Here is a 25,136-nt window from a genome sequence, read left to right as displayed (position 1 = left end):
GGCAGCAAAAAGCCCCTGTCACTGCAAAGTGACAGGGGCTTTTCATTGGGCCCGAAAAAGTCAGGCCCGGTCGCGTTCCAACAGTGGTTTCAAGTAGTAACCAGTGTGTGACTGCGGCATTTCGGAAACCTGCTCCGGCGTGCCCACGGCGATAATCTGACCGCCCTTGGAACCACCTTCCGGCCCCAGGTCTACCAGCCAGTCGGCCGTCTTGATCACATCAAGGTTGTGCTCGATCACCACCACGGTATTGCCGTGGTCGCGAAGGCGGTGCAGCACGTCCAACAGTTGCTGGATATCCGCGAAGTGCAGGCCGGTGGTCGGCTCATCGAGGATATACAGGGTCTTGCCGGTGTCGCGCTTGGACAGCTCACGAGACAACTTCACCCGTTGTGCTTCACCACCAGACAGCGTCGTAGCTGACTGCCCCAGCTTGATATATGAAAGGCCTACATCCATCAGGGTCTGTAGCTTGCGCGCCAGCGCCGGAACCGCGTCAAAGAACTCACGCGCTTCCTCGATGGTCATCTCGAGGGTTTCATGGATGCTCTTGCCTTTGTATTTGATCTCCAGCGTCTCGCGGTTATAGCGCTTGCTCTTGCACACATCGCACGGTACGTAGATGTCCGGGAGGAAGTGCATCTCCACCTTGATCAAGCCATCGCCCTGGCACGCTTCACAGCGGCCGCCCTTGACGTTGAACGAGAACCGGCCCGGTCCGTAGCCCCTTGAGCGTGATTCCGGAACGCCCGCAAACAGCTCACGAATCGGTGTGAACAGTCCGGTGTAGGTCGCCGGGTTGGAGCGTGGTGTACGGCCAATCGGGCTTTGGTCGATATCGACCACCTTATCCAGGTGTTCCAGGCCCTTGATGCTGTCATGGGCCGCCGCTTCCAGGGTGGTCGCGCCATTCAGGGCGGTGGCACTCAGCGGGAACAGCGTGTTGTTGATCAGCGTCGACTTGCCCGAGCCGGAAACACCGGTCACGCAGGTCAGCAGGCCCAGTGGAATTTCCAGGTCGACATTGCGCAGGTTGTTGCCACGCGCGCCCTTGAGGTGCAGCGCCAGCTTTTTGTTGCGTGGCGTACGTTTGGCGGGTACTTCGATCTTCACGCGGCCGGACAGGTACTTGCCGGTCAGCGAGTCCGGGTGCGCCATGACTTCGGCAGGCGTGCCCTCGGCGACAATATGCCCACCATGCACACCCGCACCCGGGCCGATGTCGACCACGTAATCCGCCAGGCGAATCGCGTCTTCATCGTGCTCGACCACGATCACCGTGTTACCGATATCCCGCAGGTGTTTCAACGTACCCAGCAGGCGATCGTTGTCACGTTGATGCAAACCAATCGACGGTTCATCAAGGATGTACAGCACACCCACGAGGCCTGCACCAATCTGGCTGGCCAGGCGAATCCGTTGGGCTTCGCCGCCGGACAAGGTATCGGCGCTGCGATCCAGCGACAGGTAATCCAGGCCTACGTTGACCAGGAACTGCAGCCGCTCGCGAATCTCCTTGAGGATCTTGTCGGCGATCTCCCCACGGCGACCGGTCAGTTTGAGCACGCCAAAGTATTCGCAGGCATCGCCGATCGGCAGGCTGGTCACCGCCGGCAGGGTCTTTTCGCCCACCCATACATGCCGCGCCTCACGACGCAGGCGCGTGCCGCGGCAATCCGGGCAAGGCTGGGTGCTGAGGAATTTCGCCAGCTCTTCGCGCACGCTGGCCGATTCAGTCTCGCGGTAGCGACGCTCAAGGTTCGGCACAATGCCTTCGAACGGGTGGGAGCGCTTGACGATATCGCCACGGTCGTTCAGGTACTTGAAGTCGACGTTCTGCGAGCCGCTACCATGCAGGATGACCTTCTGCTGGTCCGCCGGCAGTTGGTTGAAAGGCACTTCCAGGCTGAATTTATAGTGCGACGCCAACGACCCCAGCATCTGGAAGTAATAGACGTTGCGCCTGTCCCAGCCGCGTATGGCCCCCTCCGCCAGCGTCAGGTCACCGTTGACCAGGCGCTTGATGTCGAAGAACTGCTTCACGCCCAGGCCATCACAGGTCGGGCAGGCGCCGGCCGGGTTGTTGAAGGAAAACAGCTTGGGTTCCAGCTCGCTGATGGCGTGGCCGCAGATCGGGCAGGCAAACCGGGCGGAGAAGATGATCTCTTCGCCTGGCTCGTCGTCCATCGGCGCCACCAGCGCAATACCGTCGGCCAGTTTCAATGCGGTTTCGAAGGATTCCGCCAGGCGCTGCTGCAGGTCGGCGCGCACCTTGAAGCGGTCGACCACGACATCGATCGAATGCTTCTTCTGCTTGTCGAGCTTCGGCGCTTCGTCCAGCTCATACAGCTTGCCGTTGATCCGCGCACGCACAAAACCTTGCGCACGCAGCTCTTCGAAAACGGAAAGATGTTCGCCCTTGCGCTCACGGATCACCGGTGCCAGCAGCATCAGCTTGGCACCTTCCGGCTGGGCCAGCACCAGGTCGACCATCTGGCTGACGGTCTGGGCTTCCAGGGGAATGTCGTGGTCCGGGCAACGAGGAATACCCACGCGTGCATACAGCAGGCGCAGGTAATCGTAGATTTCGGTAATGGTGCCCACGGTGGAACGCGGGTTATGGGAGGTCGACTTCTGCTCGATGGAAATGGCCGGCGACAGGCCTTCAATGGTGTCGACGTCGGGCTTCTCCATCATCGACAGGAACTGCCGGGCATAGGCCGACAGGGATTCCACATAGCGGCGCTGGCCTTCGGCATACAGCGTGTCGAACGCCAGCGAAGATTTGCCGGACCCGGACAAGCCGGTGATGACGATCAGTTTGTCCCGGGGCAGGGTCAGGTCGATGTTCTTCAGGTTGTGGGTTCTAGCCCCACGAATCAGGATCTTGTCCAAGATGGCCTCGCACGGCGGGCGTAAATAATGCCGGAGTATACGGCGAAAGACTGGATGAATATACACTGTCAAAAGGCCGCTTGCAGCCTTAGATGAAAGCTGCGCGGCAAAGCGCCGCATATACCCTCTCAATCGATGGGACTGGTAGAATCGCCGCCGGTTCACACGAGGTTTTTCCATGCACGATCCCCACAGCGAACGCATGAGTAGCGGCGAGACCCGAGCGGCAAGCGGTCTGGCCCTGGTGTTCGCCTTCCGTATGCTGGGCATGTTTATGGTGTTGCCGGTGCTGGCGACCTATGGAATGGATCTCGCAGGCGCAACCCCCGCGTTGATCGGCCTGGCGATTGGCGCCTATGGCCTGACCCAGGCGATTTTCCAGATTCCGTTCGGGATCATTTCCGACCGCATCGGTCGCCGCCCTGTGATCTACCTGGGGCTGATCGTGTTCGCCCTCGGCAGCGTGCTCGCGGCTCAATCCGATTCCATCTGGGGCGTGATCGCCGGGCGCATCCTGCAAGGCGCGGGCGCGATTTCCGCTGCGGTCATGGCGTTGCTGTCCGACCTGACCCGCGAACAACATCGCACCAAGGCCATGGCCATGATCGGCATGACCATCGGCCTGTCGTTTGCCGTGGCCATGGTGGTGGGGCCCTTGCTGACTCGCGCGTTTGGTTTGCACGGGCTGTTCCTGGCCACAGGCGGTATGGCACTGTTCGGCATCGTGATCGTGGCCTTCATGGTGCCGCGCTCCACTGGCACGTTGCAGCACCGTGAGTCAGGCGTTGCGCGCAAGGCCCTGTTGCCGACGCTCAAGCACCCGGACCTGCTGCGCCTGGATTTAGGTATCTTCGTATTACACGCCATGCTGATGTGCAGCTTTGTCGCCTTGCCTCTGGCCTTGGTAGAAAAAGCTGGCCTGCCCAAGGAGCAGCACTGGTGGGTCTACCTTACTGCGCTGCTGATTTCGTTCTTCGCCATGATTCCCTTCATCATCTACGGCGAAAAGAAACGCAAAATGAAACGAGTTTTGCTCGGCGCCGTCGCGACGCTGATGCTCACTGAGCTATTCTTCTGGCAGTTCGGCGACAGCCTGCGGGCGCTGGTAATCGGCACGGTGGTGTTCTTCACCGCGTTCAACCTGCTGGAGGCGTCGCTGCCTTCGCTGATCAGTAAAGTTTCACCGGCCGGCGGCAAAGGGACGGCGATGGGGGTGTATTCCACCAGCCAGTTCCTGGGTTCCGCACTGGGCGGCATCATGGGTGGCTGGATGTTCCAGCATGGCGGTTTGTCGGTTGTGTTCCTTGGATGCGCAGGTCTGGCTGCCCTCTGGCTGGCCTTTGCTGTTACCATGCGCGAACCTCCCTATGTGACGAGTCTGCGCTTGCCGTTATCGCCCGAAGCGATCCGCGAAGCCGGTCTGGTCGAGCGCCTTAAGGCCGTTACTGGGGTTACCGATGCCGTGGTTGTTGCTGAAGAAGCCGCCATCTACATCAAATTGGACACCGAATTATTGGATCGCGCGACGCTCGAGCAACTGGTCAACCCAGTGCCGACAGCGCGCCCAGCCTAGGAGAACGTTATGGCCCGTGGGGTTAACAAAGTCATATTGGTCGGTACGTGCGGCCAGGATCCCGAAGTTCGCTACTTGCCTAACGGTAACGCCGTGACCAACTTGAGTCTGGCGACCAGCGAACAGTGGACCGACAAGCAGACCGGCCAGAAGGTCGAGAAAACCGAATGGCACCGTGTGTCGATGTTCGGCAAGGTCGCAGAGATCGCCGGCGAGTACCTGCGCAAAGGTTCGCAGGTCTACATCGAAGGCAAGCTGCAGACCCGCGAGTGGGAAAAAGACGGCATCAAGCGTTACACCACTGAAATCGTGGTCGACATGCAAGGCACCATGCAACTGCTGGGCGGCCGTCCACAGGGCGACCAACAGGGCCAGGGCGGCATGTCCAACTCGGCTCCGCGTCCACAGCAGTCGCGCCCGCAGCCAAGTCAGCAGCCACAGCGTGAGTCGCGTCCAGCGCCACAACAGGCCGCGCCGCAACCGGCTCCGGATTTCGACAGCTTTGATGACGATATCCCGTTCTGAGGTTTAACACCCGGAACACACAGAACCCCCGCTGGCTCAGGCCTCGGGGGTTTTTTATCACCCGTGATCAGCTTCAGTCGAGGCGGCGGTGACAACCATCTCCTTGAACCGCTGCAGCATCGCCGAACCGTCATCGATCCGCGTCGCCAAATGCAACGGCGCCACCAGGCTGCGGCACTCCGTCAATTCCCGATAAACGATGCCATCCCCGCGCAAGCGCTGCATCGACGCTGGCACGATGGATACCCCAAGTCCAGCAGCCACCAGGCTTAGTGTGGCGGTCATGCGCGGAGCTTCCTGCACCACCTGCGGGCTGAACCCTGCTTCACGGCAGGCCACCAGAATTGCGTCGTACAAACCCAGCCCCACACGCCGGCGGTAGAGCACGAAGGACTCGGTCGCCAATGCCGACAAGGGCAGGGGAGATCCCGGATCGATTGCCAGAGGATGATCCGTGGGCAACGCCAGCAACATGGGCTCCACCAGAATCGGTTTGTCTTGCAGCGACTGGGTTGCGCTGAGGGGCGAGCGGATAAATGCTGCATCGAGCTTCTCATGGATCAACGCGTCCAGCAGTTCGCCGGTCCCGGCTTCCTCCAGCACCACTGTCACGCCGACAAAGGTTTCGCGAAACCGCCGCAATACACTCGGTACAAAGGGATGCAGCGCCGCCGAACTGGTAAACCCGATCGCCAGGCGCCCACGCTCGCCCCGTGCGGCGCGGCGCACCACCTCTGCAATCCTGTCTGCCTGGGCGAGAATCTCACGTGCTTCGTCCAGCAATGCGAGCCCGGCCGTCGTGGGCCGCACGCCACGGGGCAGGCGCTCCATCAAGACCACACCCAGTTCGGCCTCAAGGCTTTGCAGCATCCGCGTCAACGGCGGTTGCTGCATGCCCAGGCGTTCGGCGGCGCGGGTGATATAGCCTTCTTCGGCGATGGCCACAAAAGCCTTGAGTTGGCGAAGTTCCAGCATCGGGATACTTTTCAGGTATGGGAGTGCATCAATCCTGGCATTTGTTCTCATGGCTCACAAGATTTAGGCTGTGGACAACCTCAAGAAGAAGGAAAGCCGTGATGACCTGGTCAGCCAAGCAGTACACGATGTTCGAACAGCAGCGCACCCGCCCTGTCCGTGACCTGGTCGCGGCCATTCCGAACCTTGAAGTGCACAATGCCGTCGATTTGGGCTGCGGTCCCGGTAACTCGACTGAGGTGCTGGCCGAGCGTTTCCCGCAAGCGCACATCACCGGTATGGACAGTTCCGATGACATGCTGGTCGACGCCCGCAAACGGCTACCGACATTGAACTTCGAACTGGCGGATATCGGTGCCTGGAACCCTGTGTGCGCCTTCGATGTGATCCTGGCCAACGCGTCCCTGCAGTGGCTGCCGGACCACGCCACGCTGTACCCGCACCTGGTCCGCCAACTGACGCCCGGCGGTACGCTGGCGGTGCAAACCCCGGACAACCTCGACGAACCCGCCCACCACCTCGCCCGCGAAGTCGCGGCAGAGGGGCCATGGTCGGCAAAGATCGGTGCGGTCAAACACAACGAGCGCCACACGGCGAGCTACTACTACGAACTGCTGAGCAAACATTGCAGTACGGTCGATGTGTGGCGCACCACCTACCAGCACCCGTTGGCGAGCCACGCGGCAGTAGTGGAGTGGTTCAAGGCATCGGCGCTGAGGCCCTTCCTCGCGCCTTTGGCCGACAGCGAAAAAAACGCTTTCCTGCAGGAATACCAGGCGCGAATGACCCGTGCCTATCCAGCCCTGGCTGACGGCACTGTACTACTACCGTTTCCGCGCCTGTTCATCATCGCGACCCGCTGACGTCCAAAGGACAAGTGGCGGTCATGCCGCCGCTTGCGCCTTCAAATACTCATCCGCCGACACCACGCTCGCATACCCAAACGCCAGCGACGCCATGTAAGCCCCATGCACCTGCGCCGCCGGAATCACCTGCCCATTGAACTCCAGGTCCCGCGTGGCGCACGCGTCATGAACCACCGTGACCGTGTAGCCCAGGTCCGCCGCCGCCCGCACCACCGCGTCGATGCACATGTGGCTCATGCTGCCGACCACTACCAGGTCCGTGATGCTGCGCTGTTCCAACAGGGCACGCAGGTTGGTCTCGCGGAACGCATTCACGAAATGCTTGAGCACCACCGGCTCGTTGCCCTCGTTCAACACTTTGCCATGCAGGTGCGCACCCTCGGAGCCCGGCGTGAAGAACGGTGCGTCATCGGAGGTGAACTCATGGCGCACATGAATCACCGCATCGCCCGCCTGGCGAAACGCTTGCAGCACCTGCGCGGCTTTGTCCGCTGCGGCGTCCACGCCGTCAAGTGGCCACTTGCCCTGGGGGAAGTAGTCGTTCTGGATATCGATTAGGATGAGCGCTTGCTTGGCCATGTGTGTTGCCTCGTGATGGGTTGATGGGGCCAGTATCTTAGCTGGCGCCCACACCTGGGATTGGCTGCACCGACAATAACAGGGGGAAAACTGACAATGGTCGTGGTTGAGCTGGGCGTGTTGATCTACCAGGGGGCGCAACTGGCCGCCGTGCACGGTTTGACTGATCTGTTTGGCGTGGCCAATCGCATCGCCGCCGAGCATCAATCCGCGCAGTTGCCATTGCTGCGGGTCAGCCATTGGCAGGTGGATAGCGCCGGCACACCGGTGCGTGTTTTCAGCAGCTATCCCGGTCCCGAGCAGCCGATGATGGCGGTGCTGGTGCCGCCGTCGATCGGCGAGTTTACAGAAGACCAGGCACCCCCGGCGCTGCTGGAATGGATTCGCCAGCAACATGCGGCAGGCACGGTACTGGGCGGTGTGTGCATTGGCTCGATCATGTTGGCGCGCAGCGGGTTGCTCGACGGGCGCAGCGCCACCACCCATTGGTCCTCCGCCAAATCCTTCGCCAGCCGCTACCCGGCGGTGCGCCTGGAGGCCGACAAGCCGATCGTCGATGATGGCGACCTGATCACCACCGCCGGCTTGATGGCCTGGTCCGAACTCGGCCTGCGCCTGGTCGACCGCCTGATGGGCCCAAGCATCGCAGCCGATACCGCGCGTTTCCTGGTGATCGAGCACAGTGACAGCGCCAGCCAGTGCGGCAGCAACTTCGCGCCGATTCTTGGCCACGGTGACACAGCCATCCTCAAGGTTCAGCACTGGTTGCAGGCCAGCGGTGCGGTGGATGTTTCCCTGGCGGCAATGGCCCGGGAAGCCGGTTTGGAAGAGCGGACTTTCCTGCGGCGTTTTCGCAGCGCCACCGGTTTGAAACCCACCGAATACTGCCAGCACCTGCGTGTGGGCAAGGCGCGGCAGATGCTGGAATTCACCAACGGCACCATCGACCATATCGCCTGGACCGTGGGCTACCAGGACCCCAGCGCCTTTCGCGCCACCTTCAAGAAAATCACCGGCCTTGCGCCCAGCGATTACCGCAGCCGTTTTGGCGTGTGAATCGTGCAGAACGCCGCTGCGTTAACGCGGCGTCGTGCAGAATAAAACAGGCTAACTGCCATCGGTTTTTTCGTAACGCCTTGATTTGAAAAGCATCCTCCATAGAAGAGCCTTGGCCTGATCCCTGCAACCTTCTGCGTACACACATGGCGGGATGGCCAAGGGGGACGCATGACCCCGATTCAACGCAAGAAGCTGGTCGTTGCTCACTCCACGCGTGAGGGCGCGCCGCTGCATGAGGTCGAAACCAATCGTGCCTTGGCACGCTGGCTGGCGCAGATCCTCGGGCTGAAGTTCGGTGGAAGCTATGACGCTGATCTGCACGCGGGGAGGGCGTTATACCTGCTGCCCACACAAACCCTGGTCGGTCCCGGCCAGGCGCGGGCACTGAATATCCAAGGTCCGGAGGATTTGTGGGGCGGTTATGTCGACCACGACTTCATCTGCACCAAGGCGATCAGTCATGGCTTGCTCAGCCCTGAAGCCAAAGCGCCCGAAGGGTGGTCGGGGTTGTTTGGCGAACGTGTGCGAAAAGTCGTGCTGGAGGGCTTGAGCGTCTTTGCGCTGGAAGACGCGCGACCCGCCGCTGCACGCTTGCTGTCCAGCGGCCCCATTCGCCTGAAACCCGTGCACGCCTGCGCGGGCCGAGGCCAGGAAGTTATCCACAGTCTGGATGAATTCGAAGCGGTGCTGGCGCGACCGGATGCCGCACAACTCTTCAACCAGGGCGTGGTGCTGGAGCAAGACCTGCACAACGTGGTCACCCACAGTGTCGGCCAGAGTTTTATCGGCGATCACGTGTTCAGCTACTGCGGCGAGCAATACCTGACGAAAGATGGACAGGGCGAAGAGGTCTACGGCGGCTCCAACCTGTTGGTGGTGCCCGGTTACTACGAAGACCTGCTGCAACTCGAATTACCCGACGACGTTCGCGAGGCCATCGAGCAAGCCCAAGTCTTCGACGCGGCCGCCGATGAAGCCTATCCCGGCTTCTACGCATCACGGCGCAATTACGACATCGCCCAGGGTCTCGACAATAACGGCCAGCGTCGCAGCGGCGTGCTCGAACAATCCTGGCGCATGGGCGGGGCCAGCAGTGCCGAAGTCGCGGCCCTGCAAAGCTTTATCAACAATCCCGGCCTGCGTGCGATCCATGTGTCCTCCGTGGAAACCTACGTGGACCGACCCTTGCCGGCTGATGCCATCGAGGTGTATCGCGGCCCGGCGGAAAACAGCGAGTTCCTTCTCAAGTACGTGACGGTTGAAACTTATGACGGCTAGAAGCGAAAGCATTGCGATCGATATCGACGACGAACAGATGAGCGGCACCTTCCTGAGCCCCAAATCCAAAGTGCCTGGCGTGTTGTTTGTGCACGGTTGGGGTGGCAGCCAGGAGCGAGACCTTGAGCGCGCCAAAGGCATCGCCGGCTTGGGATGTGTATGCCTGACCTTCGACCTGCGCGGGCACGCTGGCACGGGTATTCCTTTGTCCCGCGTCACCCGCGAAGACAATCTGCGCGACCTGCTGGCGGCCTATGACCGGCTGCTGGCTCACCCGGCCATCGACACCTCGGCGGTGGCGGTAGTGGGCACCAGTTACGGCGGCTACCTCGCGGCGATCCTCACCTCGCTGCGCCCGGTACGCTGGCTGGCGCTGCGCGTGCCGGCGCTGTACCGCGACCAGGAATGGCTCAAGCCCAAGCGTGACTTGGATAAGGCCGACCTGATGGATTACCGCAGCACCTTGGTCCACGCCGAAACCAATCGCGCCTTGCATGCGTGTTCGGCATTTACCGGGGATGTATTGATCGTCGAATCGGAAACCGATGACCACGTGCCCCACGCGACCATCATGAGCTACCGTGCGGCGTGCCAGCAGACCCATTCCCTGACCCATCGCATCATCGATGGCGCCGACCATTCCCTCAGCGATCCGGTGTCCCAACAGGCGTACACCTCAATCCTGGTGGATTGGATCACCGAGATGGTGGTGGGCGAACGGTTGAGCATCATCCAGTCCCAGTAAGGGTTCAGGCGGGTGTTTTCTTCACCCGCAACGCCTTGGCCTTGGCCTCCACACCGAGGTACATCACCAGCGCGATCAGCAGCGGCAAGATGAAGTAAATCGCCCGATACGCGATCAATCCGGCGAGCAGACTGCCCCGCGACGCCTCATGCTGCAGCAGTGCAATAAACACCGCCTCCAGCACGCCCAGCCCGGCGGGAATATGGGTGAGCACCCCGGCAATCGCGCTGATCAGCAACACGCCCAACACCAGTGGATAGTCCAGCTTGGCCGGCAGCAGCGTGAAGATCACCGCCGCCATCAGCGACCAGTTCAACGCGCCGAGCAGCAACTGCAGGCACGCCATGCGCACTGACGGCAGGTTGATTTCCATGCCGCGAATCGTCCACGCGCGCTTCTTCGAAAACTGGCAGGCCACCAGATAGCCGAGGCTGGCCAGTACCAACAACGCGCCAATGCCCTGCAATGCCGTGGTGCTGACCTTCCACCCCGGCGGCATGGTCACCAGGCCGCTGCTGAACACCACCCCGGCAATCGCCATGTAGCCAAACCAATTGGTGGCCAGGCTCAGGCCGAGAATCTTGGCGATATTGCCGGTGCTCACGCCCAGGCGCGAATACAGGCGATAACGCATGGCGATGCCGCCCACCCACGCGCTCAGGTTGAGGTTGAAGGCGTAGCTGATGATGCCCACCGGCAGGATCTGCTTCCACACCAGGTTCTGGCGGATGTAGGTGCGGCCGATCAAGTCGAAGCTGGCGTACACCAGAAAGCTGCACAACGTCAGTGCCCCCGCGATCACCAGAGTGCGCACCTTGAAGTCACCCAGGGTCTGCAGCACTTCGCTCCAGTCGATACGCCGCGCCAGCAGAGTGAACAGCACGATCAGCACCAGGAAAAAGGCGATAGTCAGCGGTTTCTTCCAGCGTTTGAACCGGGATTCAGCGGTCATTGGCCTGGCTCTCGATGGGTTTCAATCGTGGCTTGTGCGCCGGCAGCCATCCCGTCAACGCTGGGAAGTGGCGCATCACATGAAATACCAGAAAGCCCACGGTCAATCGCCACAGCCACAAGCGCGGTTTGCGGTTTTCCGGCATGGTCTGGCAATGATTGTTGGCGAGTGTTTCCAGGCGTTCGTACAAGTGCTGGTTGAAGGCTCGGTCGCGTATCAACACGTTGGCTTCCAGGTTCAGCGACAGGCTCAACGGGTCCAGGTTGCTCGACCCAACGGTGCTCCATTCGTCATCCACCAACGCGACTTTGCCGTGCAGGGGGCGCTGGCAATACTCGTGGATCACCACCCCGTCCTTGAGCAGATAGTCGTAGAGCATCCGCGCCGCCAACTTGGCCAGCAGCACATCGGGCTGGCCCTGCATGATCAATTGCACCCTCACGCCACGGCGCGCGGCGTTGCGGATTTCCCGCAGCAAGCGGTAGCCGGGGAAGAAATAGGCGTTGGCAATCACCGCACGTTTTTGCGCCTTGCTCAGTGCGTGGATGTACGCCTCTTCAATATCATCGCGATGTTGCACGTTGTCGCGGTAAATCAGCCGCACCAGGCCATCGCCCTGGTCGGTGGACCACAACGAAGGCCGCTGCTGGCGCCGCCGCCAGCCACGTCGCGCGCGGACTTGGCGACCACTTTGCGCCAGGGCAAAATGATGCAGGTCCGCCACCGCCGGGCCCACCACCCGCACTGCATAATCCTGCTTGGCTTCTGGACCGAAATCTCCCAAATGATCGGCGGAGAAATTGATCCCGCCAATAAACGCCACCTGCGCATCCACCACCACAATCTTGCGGTGCAGGCGACGAAACCAGTTGGTGCGAAAGCCTAGTGTCTTGGACGCCGGGTCAAACATCTGCACCGTCACCCCGGCGTCCGCCAGCTCACCGAGAAACGAGGGCGTCAGCTCGCCGCAACCAAAACCGTCCAGGCTTGCCACCACTTTCACTCCACGCTGCGCGGCCTCGATCAGGATGCCGTGCAGCTCATGACCCACCTTGTCTTCGAAGAGAATGAAGGTCTCCAGCAGAATCTCACGCTGCGCCGCGCGCAGGGCTTCGAACACCTTGGGAAAATACGCCTCGCCATTTTCCAGCAACTCGATCTGGTTGCCACTCTGCCAGCCATAATCCAGGTCGCGGGCCTTGGTTTCGTCCGGCGGCTGGTCGGTGGAGATATGTTCCACGGCCACGTTCATAGCTCGATCTCCACCGATAGCGGCACATGGTCGGAGAGGTGGGACCATGGCCGCGTCGTCAGCACCCTGGGGTTATGCACCTTCAGGTTGCGTACATAAATCCGGTCCAGCGGCAGCAACGGCAAACGCGCCGGGAAGGTGCGCGCGGGTTTGCCCATGGACTCGATAAACACTTCCTTCAAACCCGCCTTGCTCAGATCGGCCTTCTGGCGCCAATCGTTGAAATCACCGGCCACCACTAACGGTGCATCGGCCGGGATTTCGCTGATGCGCTGCTCGATCAAGCGTAATTGCTGCTGGCGGTGCACTTCACGCAAACCCAGGTGGATGCAGATCGCATGGATCTCCTGGCCGGTGCCCGGCAAGCGCAGCACGCAATGCAGCAGGCCCCTGTTTTCATGGCCGCTTTGGGAGATATCGAGATTGTCGTAACGCACAATCTGGAACTTCGACAGCAATGCATTACCGTGGTCGCCATGGGGATAGACCGCGTTACGACCGTAGGCGAATTGCGGCCAGATACTGTCGGCGAGGAACTCGTACTGCGGCATGTTCGGCCAGTCACTGAAGCGCTGGGGGTGGCGCTCGTGGGTACCGTGGATTTCCTGCAGGAACACCATGTCGGCGCCCACGCTGCGCACGGCTTCACGCAATTCGGGCAGGATGAAGCGTCGATTCAGTGCGGTGAAGCCCTTGTGGATATTGACCGTCAACACCGTGAAGCGAGTGATGGCGACGCTGGGGGTGATGGGCACCCAGTCGGGAATCGCAGCCATAGTTGCTCCTGTGAAAAAGTGGTGGGGCCTGGCCCTCGTTTATGGCTGACTGTGATTTTTGACGGAAAGTTTCCAGCGTCCTACAGACGGCATAAAGATGCCGTTGAAGGGGAACGATCAACGCGCAAACCCGTCAGTTCCTTACAGACCCTTCTGAAGGAGCTCGGTGTTTTGCTGAATCTCAAGACTGCATTACTGCTCGGCGCGCTGCTGTTTTGCGGCAGCGGTGCGCTGCAAGCGGCGGCCACCGCGCCGGAACCTGAAGCGCCGGCCAAGCCGGAGTTGCTGGTGGAAGGCGGCCTTCTCGGTGCGATCAGTTCCAGCATTGATGATGTGCAGCAAAAACTGGACCTCAACCAGAACTTCATTGACGAATGGCGCCTGCGGGCCGACCGGGCTGCCAACGAAGTCGGTCGCCTGGTCAACCAGACCGCTGAGCGTTCGCCGTGGAGCGTGGCCGGGGACTTCCTGTTGCTGTCCGGTGCGTGGATCGGCGCCTTTACGCTGCTGACGTTACTGGGGCGCGTGATAGTGAGACGACTGGGGCAACGCAGGTTTTTCGAACGGCGCAAACGCCTCCTTGCGGTGCTGGGCTATGTGGTGCCTTACACGATCCCGGCGCTGATATGCCTGCCCCTGACCTTGTATGTCAGCCATTTCCTGCCCATCTCCGTGGGGCGGGCGCTGGCGCTGTGTTTTGCCTATGCCACCAGCAGTGGCATCTTCTCCACGTCAATGCTGCTGTGTGTGATCGTCATGTTCAATGTCGGCCACAAGCGCCCGGCGGTGCAGATCATTCGCGGCTACTGCCCCAAGCCGCTGTTCCTCATCGGCTTTCTCGCCGCCCTCAGCGACGCCTTGACCAGTCCGCAGATCGCACGCCAACTGGGCGGCAATATCACCAGCAGCATTGCGGTATTCACCGGCCTGCTTGCGACAGTAATCTTTGGCGTATTAGTGGTTCGCCTGCGCCGTCCGGTCGCCCACCTGATCCGCAACCGGCCGTTGGCGCAGCGCTTGAAACATCCGGCGCTCCAGCAATCTCTGCGGGTGTTTTCCGGGTTGTGGTACTGGCCGATCCTGTTGATGGTACTGGTCTCGGCAATCAACTTGATCGGTGCCGGCGACGATAATCAGAAGGCCCTGCGTTGCGCGTTGTTCACCACGATCCTGCTGATCGGCACGGTATTCCTCAGCACCGTATTGCAACACCTGTTCAAATCCCGCAGCCAGGTGGCGATCCAGCGCAGCAGCGCCTACAAGGAACGTTTTCTCAGCCTGTTGCACGCGATCCTGCGCATTGCCATGGCCATTGCCTTTATTGAAATCCTCGGGCGGATCTGGGGCGTGTCGCTGTTCGAGTTCGCCCAACGCAACTCGGTGGGCCGCGCGATCAGCGATTCGCTGAGCAGCATCGGCCTGATCCTGCTGATGACCTGGCTGTTCTGGGTGGTACTCGACACGGCGATCCAGGAAGCCTTGAAACCACCGGTCAACAAGCGCTCCAGTCGCCAACCGAGCACGCGGGTGAAAACCATCCTGCCGCTGCTGCGTAATGCGGTGAAGATCGTCCTGGTGGTGATCTGCGCGATCACCACCATGGCCAACCTCGGGATCAACGTAGCGCCGCTGCTGGCCGGTGCCGGGGTGGTCGGCCTGGCCATTGGTTTTGGTTCGCAACAACTGGTGCAGGATGTGATCACCGGCCTGTTCATCATTATCGAAGACACGCTGTCCATCGGCGACTGGGTGGTACTCGACTCCGGTCACGCCGGCACTGTCGAAGGCCTGACCATCCGTACCCTGCGCCTGCGCGACGGCAAGGGCTTTGTGCATTCGGTGCCGTTCGGGCAGATCAAGGCGGTCACCAACCAGTCGCGGCAATTTGCCTATGCGTTCTTTTCGGTACAGTTCACCTACGACACGGATGTGGACAAGGCGGTGGAACTGATCCGCGAGGCGGGGCAGTCGATCCGCGATGACGTGTTCCTCAAGTACAACCTGCAAGGCCCGCTGGAGGTGTTTGGCGTGGACAAGATGGACCTCAACGGCGTGGTGCTCACGGCACAGTTCCGCACGGTGTCGGGTGGGCAATATGCAGTGAGCCGCGCGTTCAACCAGCGCCTGAAAAAGCTTGTGGATAACTGTGACGAGGTGCATTTCGCGCAGACTTATCCACAGCAGGTGTTGCTGCCCAAACGTACGCCGCAGGTGGATGAGCCGGATGAAGACGTGCCCGCTTCGGTGGTGCTGACCGAGCAACCGCGAACGCAGTGACCCATGTGGTAAGCGGGCTTGGCCAACGCGGAACAAGCCTGCTCACCACAAAAGGTTCATCGTTTGATCAGTTTTTCTTGCAGCAGCGTGGTCTCGGGTGGACTCAGTTCCAGCAACATTTGTTGCGTGCCGCCGACCATTACCGCCGCCGGCAACCCATCCCGGTACACAATCCGATTACCGCTCACTGCCGGCACCTTGTTGCCGGGCAACAGTGTACCGACCAGGTTCAGCGGATCGGCCCCACACACTGCGATCAAACTCCCGTCATGGGGCCGCCGCCGTACTTCACGCAGCAACGGGATCGCCTCCGGCAGCGCAAACTGCTCACCTGCCAAACCACTGACAAACCGCCCGCCGCGAATTTCCCCGCGTGCTTCCAGCCGGTGAAACGTGCGCAGCAGCTCGCGCCAACTCGGCAGCCAATCTGCCTCACGCTCCAGCAAGCGCCAGAACACCACGCCATAGCGGCGCAGCAGGGTCATGGCGACATGCTCAAGTGCCTCGGCTGAATGGGGCCCGGCAGCCGTTGATGAACGTCGCACCAAGGCCCAGCGCCCGGCATCGTCCATGCCGCCGACAAACGCGCCGCGCCCGCGTCGGCTGCTGCGCGCCTGGCGTTTGCTGGCGGGGGTGGTCAGGGCGCGCAGGCCGGCGAAGCTGTCGGCGTTCACCAGCCCTGCGCCGACCAACTCCTGCAACGTGGTTTCCAGCTCGCTGCGCAACAGATGGGCTTCGTGGGACAGCTCATCGAAAAACAGCGCGCCGTAATCACACAGGGCCTGATGCACTTTCTGCGCCTTGGGCGACAGGGTGGTGACATCGGTAACTTCGGTCAATCCGCTCCATAACCCTACTTGGCTACGGGGCAGCAACACCACCGGCGTGCTGCGCAAGGCCATGGCGCTGGCCTTGTTGCTCAAGCGCAGCCACACCAGTTTGCCGCTGCGGCAGAGTTCGTCGAGCCATGTGGATGAATAATCCTTGAGGCGTGCGCTGAGCAGGTCGTTGTCCCAGGCGGACGTGGCGGCGGCATAGCCTTCAAACTGCCCGACGATTTGCGGCAGCATCGCGCTGCCCTGGCCACGGGTGCCGCCGGACAGGTGCTGCCAGTCGAACAGAAAACGCATGAAATCCTGTAATGCCACCGGTTCGATTTCCCGGCGCAGGCGCTTGACCGTGTAGCGATGAATGCGCGCCAGCAGGTGGCGTTCGCACCACTGCTCTTGTGTGGCCTCGGGGCTGAAATAGCCGCGTAACACGTAGCCTTCCTGTTCCAGGCGGGCCAGTGCTTGAGTGACCTGCGTGACCGACAACGCCAGGGGCGCGGCGATCTCGATCAGGCTCACCGGGCCGAACCCACCGAGGCGCGCGCGCAACACTTCCGTCACGGCATCCTCGTAGGTCCACGACTCATCGAAGCCGGGCAGCAACGGCAAGTTGCTCGGATAGATCGCCTGCAGGCAACCCAGGCGCTCAACGGCGACCCACAGGTTGGTGTGTAAGTGAGTGTACAGCTGATAGGCGCGGCCAGACTTGGCCAGGGCGTGCAGCCATTGCGCCCATTGCGGCGTGACTTCGTTGCCGGCGATACACGCCAGGCTCATCAGCGCCTCATGCATTTCATCCGGCCCGTTGGGCGCCGGCCAGGCTTCTTCGCGCACGGCGGCGATGGCATCGGCGTCCAGCGCACCGAGGTCGTCGGTGCTTTGCGGGTCGCTCCAGCGTCGTGTGAGCACGGCCTGGGTGCGGCGTTCCTCCAGCGGCGCATCGTCGAGAAAAGTGTACGGACGGGCGCTGAGAATCTCCGCCGCCATGGGCGAGGGTGCCGGCAGGTCGCGGCTGATCAGGCGCACGTCGCCGCGCTCCATGCGCCGCAGCAGGGCCAGCCAGGCGTCGCAGTCCATGGCTTCATGCAGGCAGTCGTCGAGGGTTTGTTCCACTAACGGGTGCTCGGGCACGTCGCGCTCACCGGCGAGGTTTTCCAGGCAGGCAATCTGGTCCGGGAACACGCTGGCGATCAGGTCTTCGCTTTTCATGCGCTGGATCTGCGGCGCGACCTTGCGCCCACCGGCATAACGCGGCAACGCCAAGGCCACACCGGCATTCCAGCGCCAGCGCACGCCGAACAGCGGCGCATCCAGCACGGCCTGGATCAGGATATGTTCGGCGCTTTGGCTGTTGAGGTAGCGCCACACCTCATCCAGCTCGAAGCTGTGGCTGGTGGACAGCGACAGCACGATCGCATTTTCGCTGGCCGCCGCCTGCAACTCGAAGTTGAACGTGCGGCAAAACCGCTTGCGCAGGGCCAGGCCCCAGGCACGGTTGACGCGGCTGCCGAACGGCGTGTGGATGATCAATTGGGTGCCACCGGACGCGTCGAAAAACCGCTCCATGATCAGCGTGTCCTGGGACGGCAATGCACTCAGGGCCAGGCGTGCGCGGGCGAGGTAGTCGAGGATCTGTTCGGCGCTGGCGCGGTTCAGGCCGAGTTCGCCGGTCAGCCAGGCCTGTGCGGCTTGCAGGTCGCCGGGTGTGGCGCCGAGCAGCGTGTCCAGTTGACCTTGCAAACGCGCCACCGCCGCCGACAGCTCGTGACTGCGCCCAGGCGCTTCGCCTAGCCAGAAGGGGATGGTCGGCGGTTGGCCATGGGCGTCCTCGACCCGCACTTTGCCGGCTTCGACCCGCAAGATCCGATAGGAGGAATTGCCAAGCTGGAAGATATCCCCGGCGATGCTTTCCACCGCGAAGTCTTCGTTGACGCTGCCGATGTTCAGGCTCTGGGGTTCGAGCAACACGCTGTAGTCGGCGTTGTCGGGGATGGTGCCGCCGCTGGTCACGGCGGTCAGCTTGGCGCCGCGCCGACCACGCAAGGTGCGGGTCAGGGCGTCGCGGTGCAGGTAGGCGCTGCGCATGCCCTGGCGACCGTTGTAGCCGTCGCAGAGCATCTGCAACAGTGCCTGGTAATGACGTTCGTCGAGTTCGGCGTAGGGCGCGGCGCGATGGATCATCTCTAGCAAGCCTTGCTCCGACCATTCACGGGCGCTGACTTCGGCGATGATTTGTTGGGCCAGCACGTCCAGTGGCGCCACCGGTATGTGCAGGGTGTCCAGTTCGCCTCGACGCACGCAGTCGAGCAGGGCGGCGCATTCGATCAGATCGTCGCGGGTGGTAGCGAACAGGCGCCCTTTGGGTGTGCCGCCAACCTGGTGACCGGAGCGGCCGACCCGTTGCAGAAAACCGTTGATGGAACCCGGCGAACCGATCTGGCACACCAGGTCCACATCGCCGATATCAATCCCCAGCTCCAGGGATGCCGTGGCGATCAGCACTTGCAGCTCGCCGCCCTTGAGGCGCTGCTCGGCATCCAGGCGCATCTCCTTGGCCAGGCTGCCGTGGTGGGCAGCCACCGCAGTTTTGCCCAGGCGCTCGCTCAAGTGCCGGGCCAGGCGTTCGGCCAGGCGTCGGGTGTTGACGAACACCAGAGTGGTGCGGTGCTCGCGCGCCAGTTCGGCGAGGCGGTCGTAGACCAGCTCCCACACGTCATTGGCCATCACCGCCGAGAGCGGCACGGGCGGCACCTCGATATCCAGATCACGTGGGCGGGCGTGGCCGATATCCACAATCGCGCAGTCCCGGCCAGTGCCCACCAGGAACCGCGACACCGCGTCGATGGGCTTTTGCGTGGCCGACAAGCCAATGCGCATCAGCGGCTCGGCGCACAAGCCTTGCAGGCGCTCCAGGCTCAGGGCGAGATGGCTGCCACGTTTGCCGGCGGCGATTGCGTGGATTTCATCGACGATCACCGTGCGTGTGCTGGCGAGCATCTGGCGACCGGAGTCCGAGCACAGCAGCACGTAGAGCGATTCCGGGGTGGTCACCAGGATATGCGGCGGGCGCTTGCGCATCTGGGCGCGGTCTTTTTGTGGGGTGTCGCCCGTGCGCACGGCGGTGCGGATGATCAGCGGCGGCAGACCCAGGCGCTGCAGGTGCTCGGTGATCCCGGTCAGCGGGTTTTGCAGGTTGATCTGTATATCATTGGACAGCGCCTTGAGCGGCGACACGTAGACCACCAGCGTCTCATCCGGCAGCTCACCGCCGTTGGCCAGGCCTCGGTGGACCAGGTCGTCCAGCACCGCCAGGAACGCGGTGAGGGTCTTGCCGGAGCCGGTGGGCGCGGCGATCAGGGTCGATTGACGCTGGCGGATCAGCGGCCAGGCCTGGGCCTGGGCGCCGGTCACCGAGGGGAACGTGCTGCGCAACCAGGCGCTGACGGCGGGGTGGAAGCCGGTCAATGCGGTATCAGTGGATTCAGGAAGGCTCATGCAATGATTGATAGCCCCAGTTCCAACAAGTTGCAATGGCACAGTTAATCCGTGACGGTTGCGCGATGAACCCGCAAAATGCAACGATTCTGACAAATACCTGAATAACCTTCGTTCCAACAGACCGGGCCTGCTCAATCTATGCGAATGCGCCTTATGTTACTGGGCGGCGGGAATGCCCTCGGGCAGGCGCTGATTCGCCTCGGTGCAGAGGAAGACATCGGTTTTCTCGCACCCAAACCGCCCCAAGACGGCTGGGATGCCGCAAGCCTCACCCAATTGCTCGACGACACCCGTCCCGACGCGTTGATCAACCTCGCCTACTACTTCGACTGGTTCCAGGCCGAAGCGGTCAGCGAGCCCCGTCTGGCTGCCCAGGAGTTCGCCATCGAGCGCCTGGCCGAGCTGTGCCAGCACCACAGCATCACCCTGTTGCAGCCATCCAGCTACCGCGTGTTCGATGGCTCCCGCGCCACCGCCTACAGCGAAAAAGACGAGCCGGTACCCCTGGGCCTGCGCGGCCAGGCGCTGTGGCGTATTGAACAGAGCGTGCGCGCCACCTGCCCGCAACATGTGTTATTGCGCTTTGGCTGGCTGCTGGATGACAGCGTCGACGGCACCCTCGGGCGCTTCCTGGCCCGGGCCGAGAAGCCGGATGAGTTGCTGATGGCGGACGACCGTCGCGGCAACCCGACACCGGTGGATGACGCGGCGCGGGTGATCATTTCGGTGCTCAAGCAACTCGATTGCGCGGCGCCGCTGTGGGGCACTTACCACTACGCCGGCCATGAGGCGACCACGCCGTTGGCGCTGGGCCAGGCGATCCTCACTGAAGCGCGCAACTACCACCCGCTGGCAATCGAATCCCCCACCGCCCAGGCCCACGCGGCCCGACCGGATGCGAGCGAAGAACCGCAACACGCGGTGCTCGCCTGCAAGAAAATCCTCCACACCTTCGGCATCAAGCCTCGGGCGTGGCGAGCGGGGTTACCGGCGTTGCTGGACCGGTTCTACCGCCATGGCTGACCCAACACAAAACCCAATGTGGGCATGAGCTAAATGTGGGAGGGGGCTTGCCCCCTCCCACATTGGTTTTTGTGTTGTTGGTCAGGTCGGTGTCAGAACTTGTAGCCGATACCCACCATGTAAACCATCGGGTCCACGTCCACATTGACCTTGGCGCGAGTGCCAGGGGCGACCGCGTTGTTTTCCACGGTGGCCTTGGTGCTGATGTCGATGTAGCGCGCCTGGGCGTTGATCATCCACTTGTCGTTGATCATGTAGTCGGCGCCGATCTGCGCGGCCCAGCCCCAGGAGTTCTCAGCCTTGAAGTTGCTGAAGCCTGCGCCTTGGGCACGGCTGCCGACGTGCTCGTCGTAGATCCAGGTGTAGTTGATACCGGCGCCCACGTACGGTTGGAAGGCCGACTTGTTGTCCAGCGGGTAGTACACGACGCTCAGGGTCGGCGGCAGGTGTTTCAGGGTGCCGAGCTTGCCGTTGGCGGCGCCGAGGGCGGTGCCCTTGATCTTCACGTCATGCTCGAACGGCGTGGCGGCCAGCAGTTCGATACCCACGTGATTGGTCAGCATGTAGGCGAAGTTCAGGCCCAACTGAGTGTCGCTGCTCATGGTCGCCTTGCCGCCCAGGTTGGCGCCGGCCAATGGGCCTTGGTCAACCTTGACGTGGCCGCTGTCGGCCTTCGGGTTCACGGTGATTGCACCGGCGCGAACCAGAATGTCGCCCGCTTCGTGAGCGTGTGCGACGGGGGCAACGAGGGCGAGCGCGAAGAGGGACGCGCCGAGCAGAGACTTGTTCATGGGAGCTCCAAAGGACGTTTAAAAGTTGTACGTCCAATGGTAAAGATCGTTCCGTTCGGTCTTTTGACTCAGCTCAATGAAAGGGCGATAAGCGTTATTCGGGCAATTCGTACATGTAAATCTTCTCGGCCTCCATCTGGTAACCGGCATCGGCCAGTTCGCTGGTGGACGGTTTGACCTGCATCGCGCCCTCGATCCAGTACGGCTGATACAGCTCATCGAGCTTCACGCCGATTTCGCTTTTGACATGCACGATCTGGTTCGACGGCGGCGGTGGCACATGGATGCACGCGCCGAAATACGGCACCAGCAAGAACTCGGTGGTGCGGCCGTTTTCGCTGACCTCCAGTGGCACGATGTAGCCGGGCAAGCGAATGTGCTGGCCATCAAGCGCTGGCACCACCGGTGCGTTGGGCAGGTCCTGCTTGGCTGCGGGTGCCGATTCCAGTGCATCCGCCATGCTGGAGAGATTGTGCAGTGGTCGCATGTTCGGCACTTCTGGCGGGGCATCCGGCGGTATCAGTTCCGACCACGTCAGTTCTCTGGGCTCGGCTGCCCAGGCGGGCAGGGCAAGCAGCAGCAACAGTGCAAACAGGACGCGACGCATCAAAGCCTTCCTCATAAACGTATGGACAGGCCATCGGCCAGGGATTGCCGATAGGCGCGCCACGCGGGCACGCTGCCCATCAACAGCGCGGCGCCCAGGATACCGGCGAGCAGCGTCCATTCATATTCGCTCGGCCACGACATCGGCAGGTCCAGGCCGTAGTTGGCCTGCAGATACCCGCGCGACGCGGCGATGCACACGTAGAGCAAACCAACGCCCGCCACCACGCCGGACAGCGCCAGGGCGAAGGCTTCGAAGATCAGCAGCGTCGCGATATGCCAGGGCCGTGCGCCCACCGAACGCAAGATCGCCATTTCGCGGCGGCGCTCGTTGAGACTGGTGAGGATCGCCGTGAGCATGCCGATCAGGCCGGTAAGCACCACGAACAGCGAGATCACGAACAGCGCTTTTTCGGCGGTGCCCATCATGCTCCACAACTCTTGCAGCGCCACGCCAGGCAGGATCGCCAGCATCGGCTCGCCACGGAATTCGTTGATCTCCCGTTGCAGGGCGAAGGTGGAAATCTTGTTGTTCAGGCCGAGCATGAACGCGGTGATGGCTTGGGGCGTGAGGTCCATATTGCGCGCCTGGTCGGCGCTGATGCGGCCTTTGCCCTGGGCCGGTACGCCGTTGTGCCAGTCGATATGGATCGCTTCCATGCCGCCGAGGCTGATGTGCAAGGTGCGGTCCACCGGGGTGCCGGTGCGCTTGAGAATGCCGACCACGGTGAAGGGCTTGTCGTCGTGCTTGACCAGGCTGACCACTGCCACGCCATGGGCCAGCACCAGTTTGTCGCCAAGTTTGTAGTGCAACGCGTCGGCGACTTCGGCGCCCAGCACCACTTCGAACGGGTCGGTGGCGAAGGCACGACCGCTGGCCAGTTCGAGGTTCTGCTTGCGCCCGTACTGGTAGTGCTCGAAGTAGGACTCGTTGGTGCCCATCACGCGGTAGCCGCGATGGGAGTCGCCGAGGGAAATCGGAATCGCCCATTTCACCTGCGGGCTGGCGGCGAAGTGTTCGAAGCTGTCCCAGCGGATGTTGTTGGTGGCGTTGCCGATGCGGAATACCGAGTACAGCAACAGGTTCACCGAACCGGAACGGGCGCCGACGATCAGGTCGGTGCCGCTGATGGTACTGGCGAAACTGTTGCGCGCTTCAACGCGTACGCGCTCCACCGCGAGCAGCAAGCAGACTGAAAGCGCGATGGCGAACGCGGTGAGGAGCGCGGTAAAGCGGCGGTTAGCCAGGCTGGCCATGGCTAGACGGAACAGATACATCTCAAACCTCTGCGGGCGTGGCGGCGCGATTGAGTTCGGCCAGCGACAGGTTGCGGTCGAACAGCGAGGCCAGGCTCTGGTCATGGCTGACAAACAACAGGCTGGCGCCCGCTTCGCGGCATTCGGCGAACAGCAGTTGCAGGAAAGCTTCGCGGGCGTCGTAGTCCAGGGCCGAGGTGGGCTCGTCGGCGATCACCAGCTCCGGTTGGCCGATCAGCGCCCGGGCGGCGGCGACACGTTGTTGCTGGCCGATGGACAGCGAGTCGGCGCGGCGTTCCAGCAGGTTTTTGTCTTTCAAACCCAGGTGCGCGAGCAGGGCGGCGGCGGCCTGATCCACGCTGCCGTGGCGCTGCTTGGCGCGTTGCGCCCGCAGTTTGGAGAAGTGGCAAGGCAACTCGACGTTCTCGCGCACCGACAGGAACGGCAGCAGGTTGAACTGCTGGAAGATATAGCCGGTGTGGTCGACGCGAAAACGGTCGCGAGCGCCGGCCGAGAGTTCGGTCAGCTCCTGGCCGAGCAGGCGGATGCTGCCCTGGCTGGGTTTCTGCACACCGCCGAGCAAGCCGAGCAGGGTGGTTTTGCCACTGCCGCTCGGGCCCTTGAGAAACAGGGTTTCCCCCGCTTCCAGGCGGAACGCGGGGATGTCCAGCAACTGCGGGTGGCCGGGCCAGTTGAAGCCCAGGCCGGACAGTTCGATCAATGCGTGGGTCATGTGAACTCAGAATTTCAGGGTGGCTGCGGTGGCCGTTGCTTCAACCCCTTGCTGGCCGCTCGGGCCGATCAGTTGTACCTGAATTTTCTGGGTGGCGGGGAAGGTCTTGAACACCTGGGTCAGGTCCAGGTTGCTCAGCGCAGTCGGCGTGGCGCAGGTGAACTGGTAGTGGGCGTGGATTTCGCTGTGGTCGTGATGATGCTCGTGGGCGCCGTCTTTGGCGTCATCATCATCGTCGTCATGGTCGGCTTCGGGCTTGTCGCCAAACAGCGGGCTGTTGAGTTCCTGGCTGCTGACCACACACCCGGCGGCCTTGGGCAGGTTGAACAACGCTTCGGGGTTTTCCAGTTGTTTGCGTGCGGCGGCGACCTTGGCTTTGTCGGCAGGCGTGGTGGCCTGGTGTTCAAAACCCACCAGGTTCATTGCCGGGCTGTCCAGTTCAAGCTCCAGGGCCTGGCCGTCGAGTACCGCGTTGAGGCGGCCGACGCCATGCTCGTGCGCGCCAAGGCTGCCATGTTCATGGTCGTGCTCGTCATGAGCATGGGCAACCGCCAATGGCAGCAGGGCGAACGGCAAAGCAAGCAACAGACGGCGCATGGGAAGACTCCAGAACATGAAGGTTTTGTTATGTGATCTTATAACAATA

Annotated in this window: 20 protein-coding genes; 8 read left to right on the top strand and 12 right to left on the bottom strand. The window is 62.1% G+C overall.

Annotation, left to right across the window (positions count from 1 at the left end):
* Window positions 1-60 precede the first annotated feature (60 nt).
* Window positions 61-2,895 (bottom strand): excinuclease ABC subunit UvrA, encoded by a 2,835-nt coding sequence (uvrA, locus tag LUU92_RS25800; RefSeq protein WP_071489834.1) that lies wholly within the window; start codon window positions 2,893-2,895, stop codon window positions 61-63.
* 178 nt (window positions 2,896-3,073) lie between these two features.
* Here uvrA and LUU92_RS25795 point away from each other — a divergent pair, with 178 nt between their 5' ends.
* Window positions 3,074-4,468, top strand: a complete 1,395-nt coding sequence (locus tag LUU92_RS25795) for an MFS transporter (RefSeq protein WP_071489835.1) — start codon at window positions 3,074-3,076, stop codon at window positions 4,466-4,468.
* 9 nt (window positions 4,469-4,477) lie between these two features.
* Window positions 4,478-4,993 carry a single-stranded DNA-binding protein gene (locus LUU92_RS25790; protein ID WP_003232445.1) on the top strand — a complete coding sequence of 172 codons (516 nt, stop codon included), beginning with the start codon at window positions 4,478-4,480 and terminating at the stop codon, window positions 4,991-4,993.
* Window positions 4,994-5,050: 57 nt separating this feature from the next.
* On the opposite strand, the gene LUU92_RS25785 is transcribed toward LUU92_RS25790, so the two are convergent.
* Window positions 5,051-5,968 (bottom strand): LysR family transcriptional regulator, encoded by a 918-nt coding sequence (locus tag LUU92_RS25785; RefSeq protein WP_173668595.1) that lies wholly within the window; start codon window positions 5,966-5,968, stop codon window positions 5,051-5,053.
* 101 nt (window positions 5,969-6,069) lie between these two features.
* Here LUU92_RS25785 and tam point away from each other — a divergent pair, with 101 nt between their 5' ends.
* Complete coding sequence (tam, locus tag LUU92_RS25780) at window positions 6,070-6,831, top strand: trans-aconitate 2-methyltransferase (RefSeq protein WP_257102832.1); 762 nt, start codon at window positions 6,070-6,072, stop codon at window positions 6,829-6,831.
* Window positions 6,832-6,852: 21 nt separating this feature from the next.
* Here tam and LUU92_RS25775 read toward each other — a convergent pair whose 3' ends face one another.
* On the bottom strand, window positions 6,853-7,413 hold the full coding sequence (locus LUU92_RS25775; RefSeq protein ID WP_071489839.1) for a cysteine hydrolase family protein: 561 nt from the start codon (window positions 7,411-7,413) through the stop codon (window positions 6,853-6,855).
* Between the two features lie 96 nt (window positions 7,414-7,509).
* Between LUU92_RS25775 and LUU92_RS25770 the strand changes: the two genes are divergently transcribed.
* The 3 genes from LUU92_RS25770 (at window position 7,510) to LUU92_RS25760 (ending at window position 10,495) form a co-directional block, all read left to right on the top strand.
* The gene (locus tag LUU92_RS25770) at window positions 7,510-8,469 is read left to right on the top strand and encodes a GlxA family transcriptional regulator (protein ID WP_257102831.1); all 960 of its coding nucleotides are present in this window, start codon (window positions 7,510-7,512) and stop codon (window positions 8,467-8,469) included.
* 171 nt (window positions 8,470-8,640) lie between these two features.
* The gene (locus LUU92_RS25765; RefSeq protein ID WP_257102830.1) at window positions 8,641-9,750 is read left to right on the top strand and encodes a DUF3182 family protein; all 1,110 of its coding nucleotides are present in this window, start codon (window positions 8,641-8,643) and stop codon (window positions 9,748-9,750) included.
* Window positions 9,740-10,495 (top strand): alpha/beta hydrolase family protein, encoded by a 756-nt coding sequence (locus LUU92_RS25760; protein ID WP_092250535.1) that lies wholly within the window; start codon window positions 9,740-9,742, stop codon window positions 10,493-10,495. Before LUU92_RS25765 ends, LUU92_RS25760 begins: the two co-directional genes overlap by 11 nt.
* Window positions 10,496-10,499: 4 nt before the next feature.
* Here the strand turns inward: LUU92_RS25760 and LUU92_RS25755 are convergent, their stop codons facing one another.
* The 3 genes from LUU92_RS25755 to LUU92_RS25745 are packed head-to-tail and all read right to left on the bottom strand — an operon-like array spanning window position 10,500 to window position 13,475.
* Window positions 10,500-11,447 carry a lysylphosphatidylglycerol synthase domain-containing protein gene (locus LUU92_RS25755; protein WP_071489843.1) on the bottom strand — a complete coding sequence of 316 codons (948 nt, stop codon included), beginning with the start codon at window positions 11,445-11,447 and terminating at the stop codon, window positions 10,500-10,502.
* Window positions 11,437-12,699, bottom strand: coding sequence for a cardiolipin synthase ClsB (gene clsB, locus LUU92_RS25750; RefSeq protein WP_071489844.1), 1,263 nt, complete (start codon window positions 12,697-12,699; stop codon window positions 11,437-11,439). The genes LUU92_RS25755 and clsB overlap by 11 nt, the downstream gene beginning before the upstream one ends.
* Window positions 12,696-13,475 carry an endonuclease/exonuclease/phosphatase family protein gene (locus LUU92_RS25745; RefSeq protein WP_071489845.1) on the bottom strand — a complete coding sequence of 260 codons (780 nt, stop codon included), beginning with the start codon at window positions 13,473-13,475 and terminating at the stop codon, window positions 12,696-12,698. The genes clsB and LUU92_RS25745 overlap by 4 nt, the downstream gene beginning before the upstream one ends.
* A gap of 171 nt (window positions 13,476-13,646) precedes the next feature.
* Between LUU92_RS25745 and LUU92_RS25740 the strand changes: the two genes are divergently transcribed.
* Window positions 13,647-15,752, top strand: coding sequence for a mechanosensitive ion channel family protein (locus LUU92_RS25740; RefSeq protein ID WP_257102829.1), 2,106 nt, complete (start codon window positions 13,647-13,649; stop codon window positions 15,750-15,752).
* A 56-nt stretch (window positions 15,753-15,808) separates the two neighbouring features.
* Here LUU92_RS25740 and LUU92_RS25735 read toward each other — a convergent pair whose 3' ends face one another.
* Window positions 15,809-20,077, bottom strand: coding sequence for a DEAD/DEAH box helicase (locus tag LUU92_RS25735; protein ID WP_257102828.1), 4,269 nt, complete (start codon window positions 20,075-20,077; stop codon window positions 15,809-15,811).
* Between the two features lie 141 nt (window positions 20,078-20,218).
* Between LUU92_RS25735 and LUU92_RS25730 the strand changes: the two genes are divergently transcribed.
* Entirely contained in the window at window positions 20,219-21,103 is an 885-nt protein-coding gene (locus tag LUU92_RS25730; RefSeq protein ID WP_083351508.1) for a sugar nucleotide-binding protein, read from the top strand.
* 92 nt (window positions 21,104-21,195) lie between these two features.
* On the opposite strand, the gene LUU92_RS25725 is transcribed toward LUU92_RS25730, so the two are convergent.
* From LUU92_RS25725 to LUU92_RS25705, 5 genes are all read right to left on the bottom strand, one after another.
* On the bottom strand, window positions 21,196-21,894 hold the full coding sequence (locus LUU92_RS25725) for an OmpW/AlkL family protein (RefSeq protein WP_071489849.1): 699 nt from the start codon (window positions 21,892-21,894) through the stop codon (window positions 21,196-21,198).
* 94 nt (window positions 21,895-21,988) lie between these two features.
* Entirely contained in the window at window positions 21,989-22,501 is a 513-nt protein-coding gene (locus LUU92_RS25720) for a DUF3299 domain-containing protein (protein WP_257102827.1), read from the bottom strand.
* An 11-nt stretch (window positions 22,502-22,512) separates the two neighbouring features.
* The gene (locus tag LUU92_RS25715; protein WP_071489851.1) at window positions 22,513-23,778 is read right to left on the bottom strand and encodes an ABC transporter permease; all 1,266 of its coding nucleotides are present in this window, start codon (window positions 23,776-23,778) and stop codon (window positions 22,513-22,515) included.
* A 1-nt stretch (window position 23,779) separates the two neighbouring features.
* Window positions 23,780-24,490 carry an ABC transporter ATP-binding protein gene (locus LUU92_RS25710; protein ID WP_071489852.1) on the bottom strand — a complete coding sequence of 237 codons (711 nt, stop codon included), beginning with the start codon at window positions 24,488-24,490 and terminating at the stop codon, window positions 23,780-23,782.
* A gap of 6 nt (window positions 24,491-24,496) precedes the next feature.
* Window positions 24,497-25,087, bottom strand: a complete 591-nt coding sequence (locus LUU92_RS25705) for a DUF2796 domain-containing protein (protein ID WP_257102826.1) — start codon at window positions 25,085-25,087, stop codon at window positions 24,497-24,499.
* Window positions 25,088-25,136: the final 49 nt, after the last annotated feature.

Origin of the sequence: Pseudomonas extremorientalis, assembly GCF_024584605.1 — a bacterium.
GTDB classification, from domain to species: domain Bacteria; phylum Pseudomonadota; class Gammaproteobacteria; order Pseudomonadales; family Pseudomonadaceae; genus Aquipseudomonas; species Aquipseudomonas extremorientalis.
Note: the sequence above shows the minus strand (reverse complement) of the source record. Positions and strands in the feature narration are given on the sequence as shown.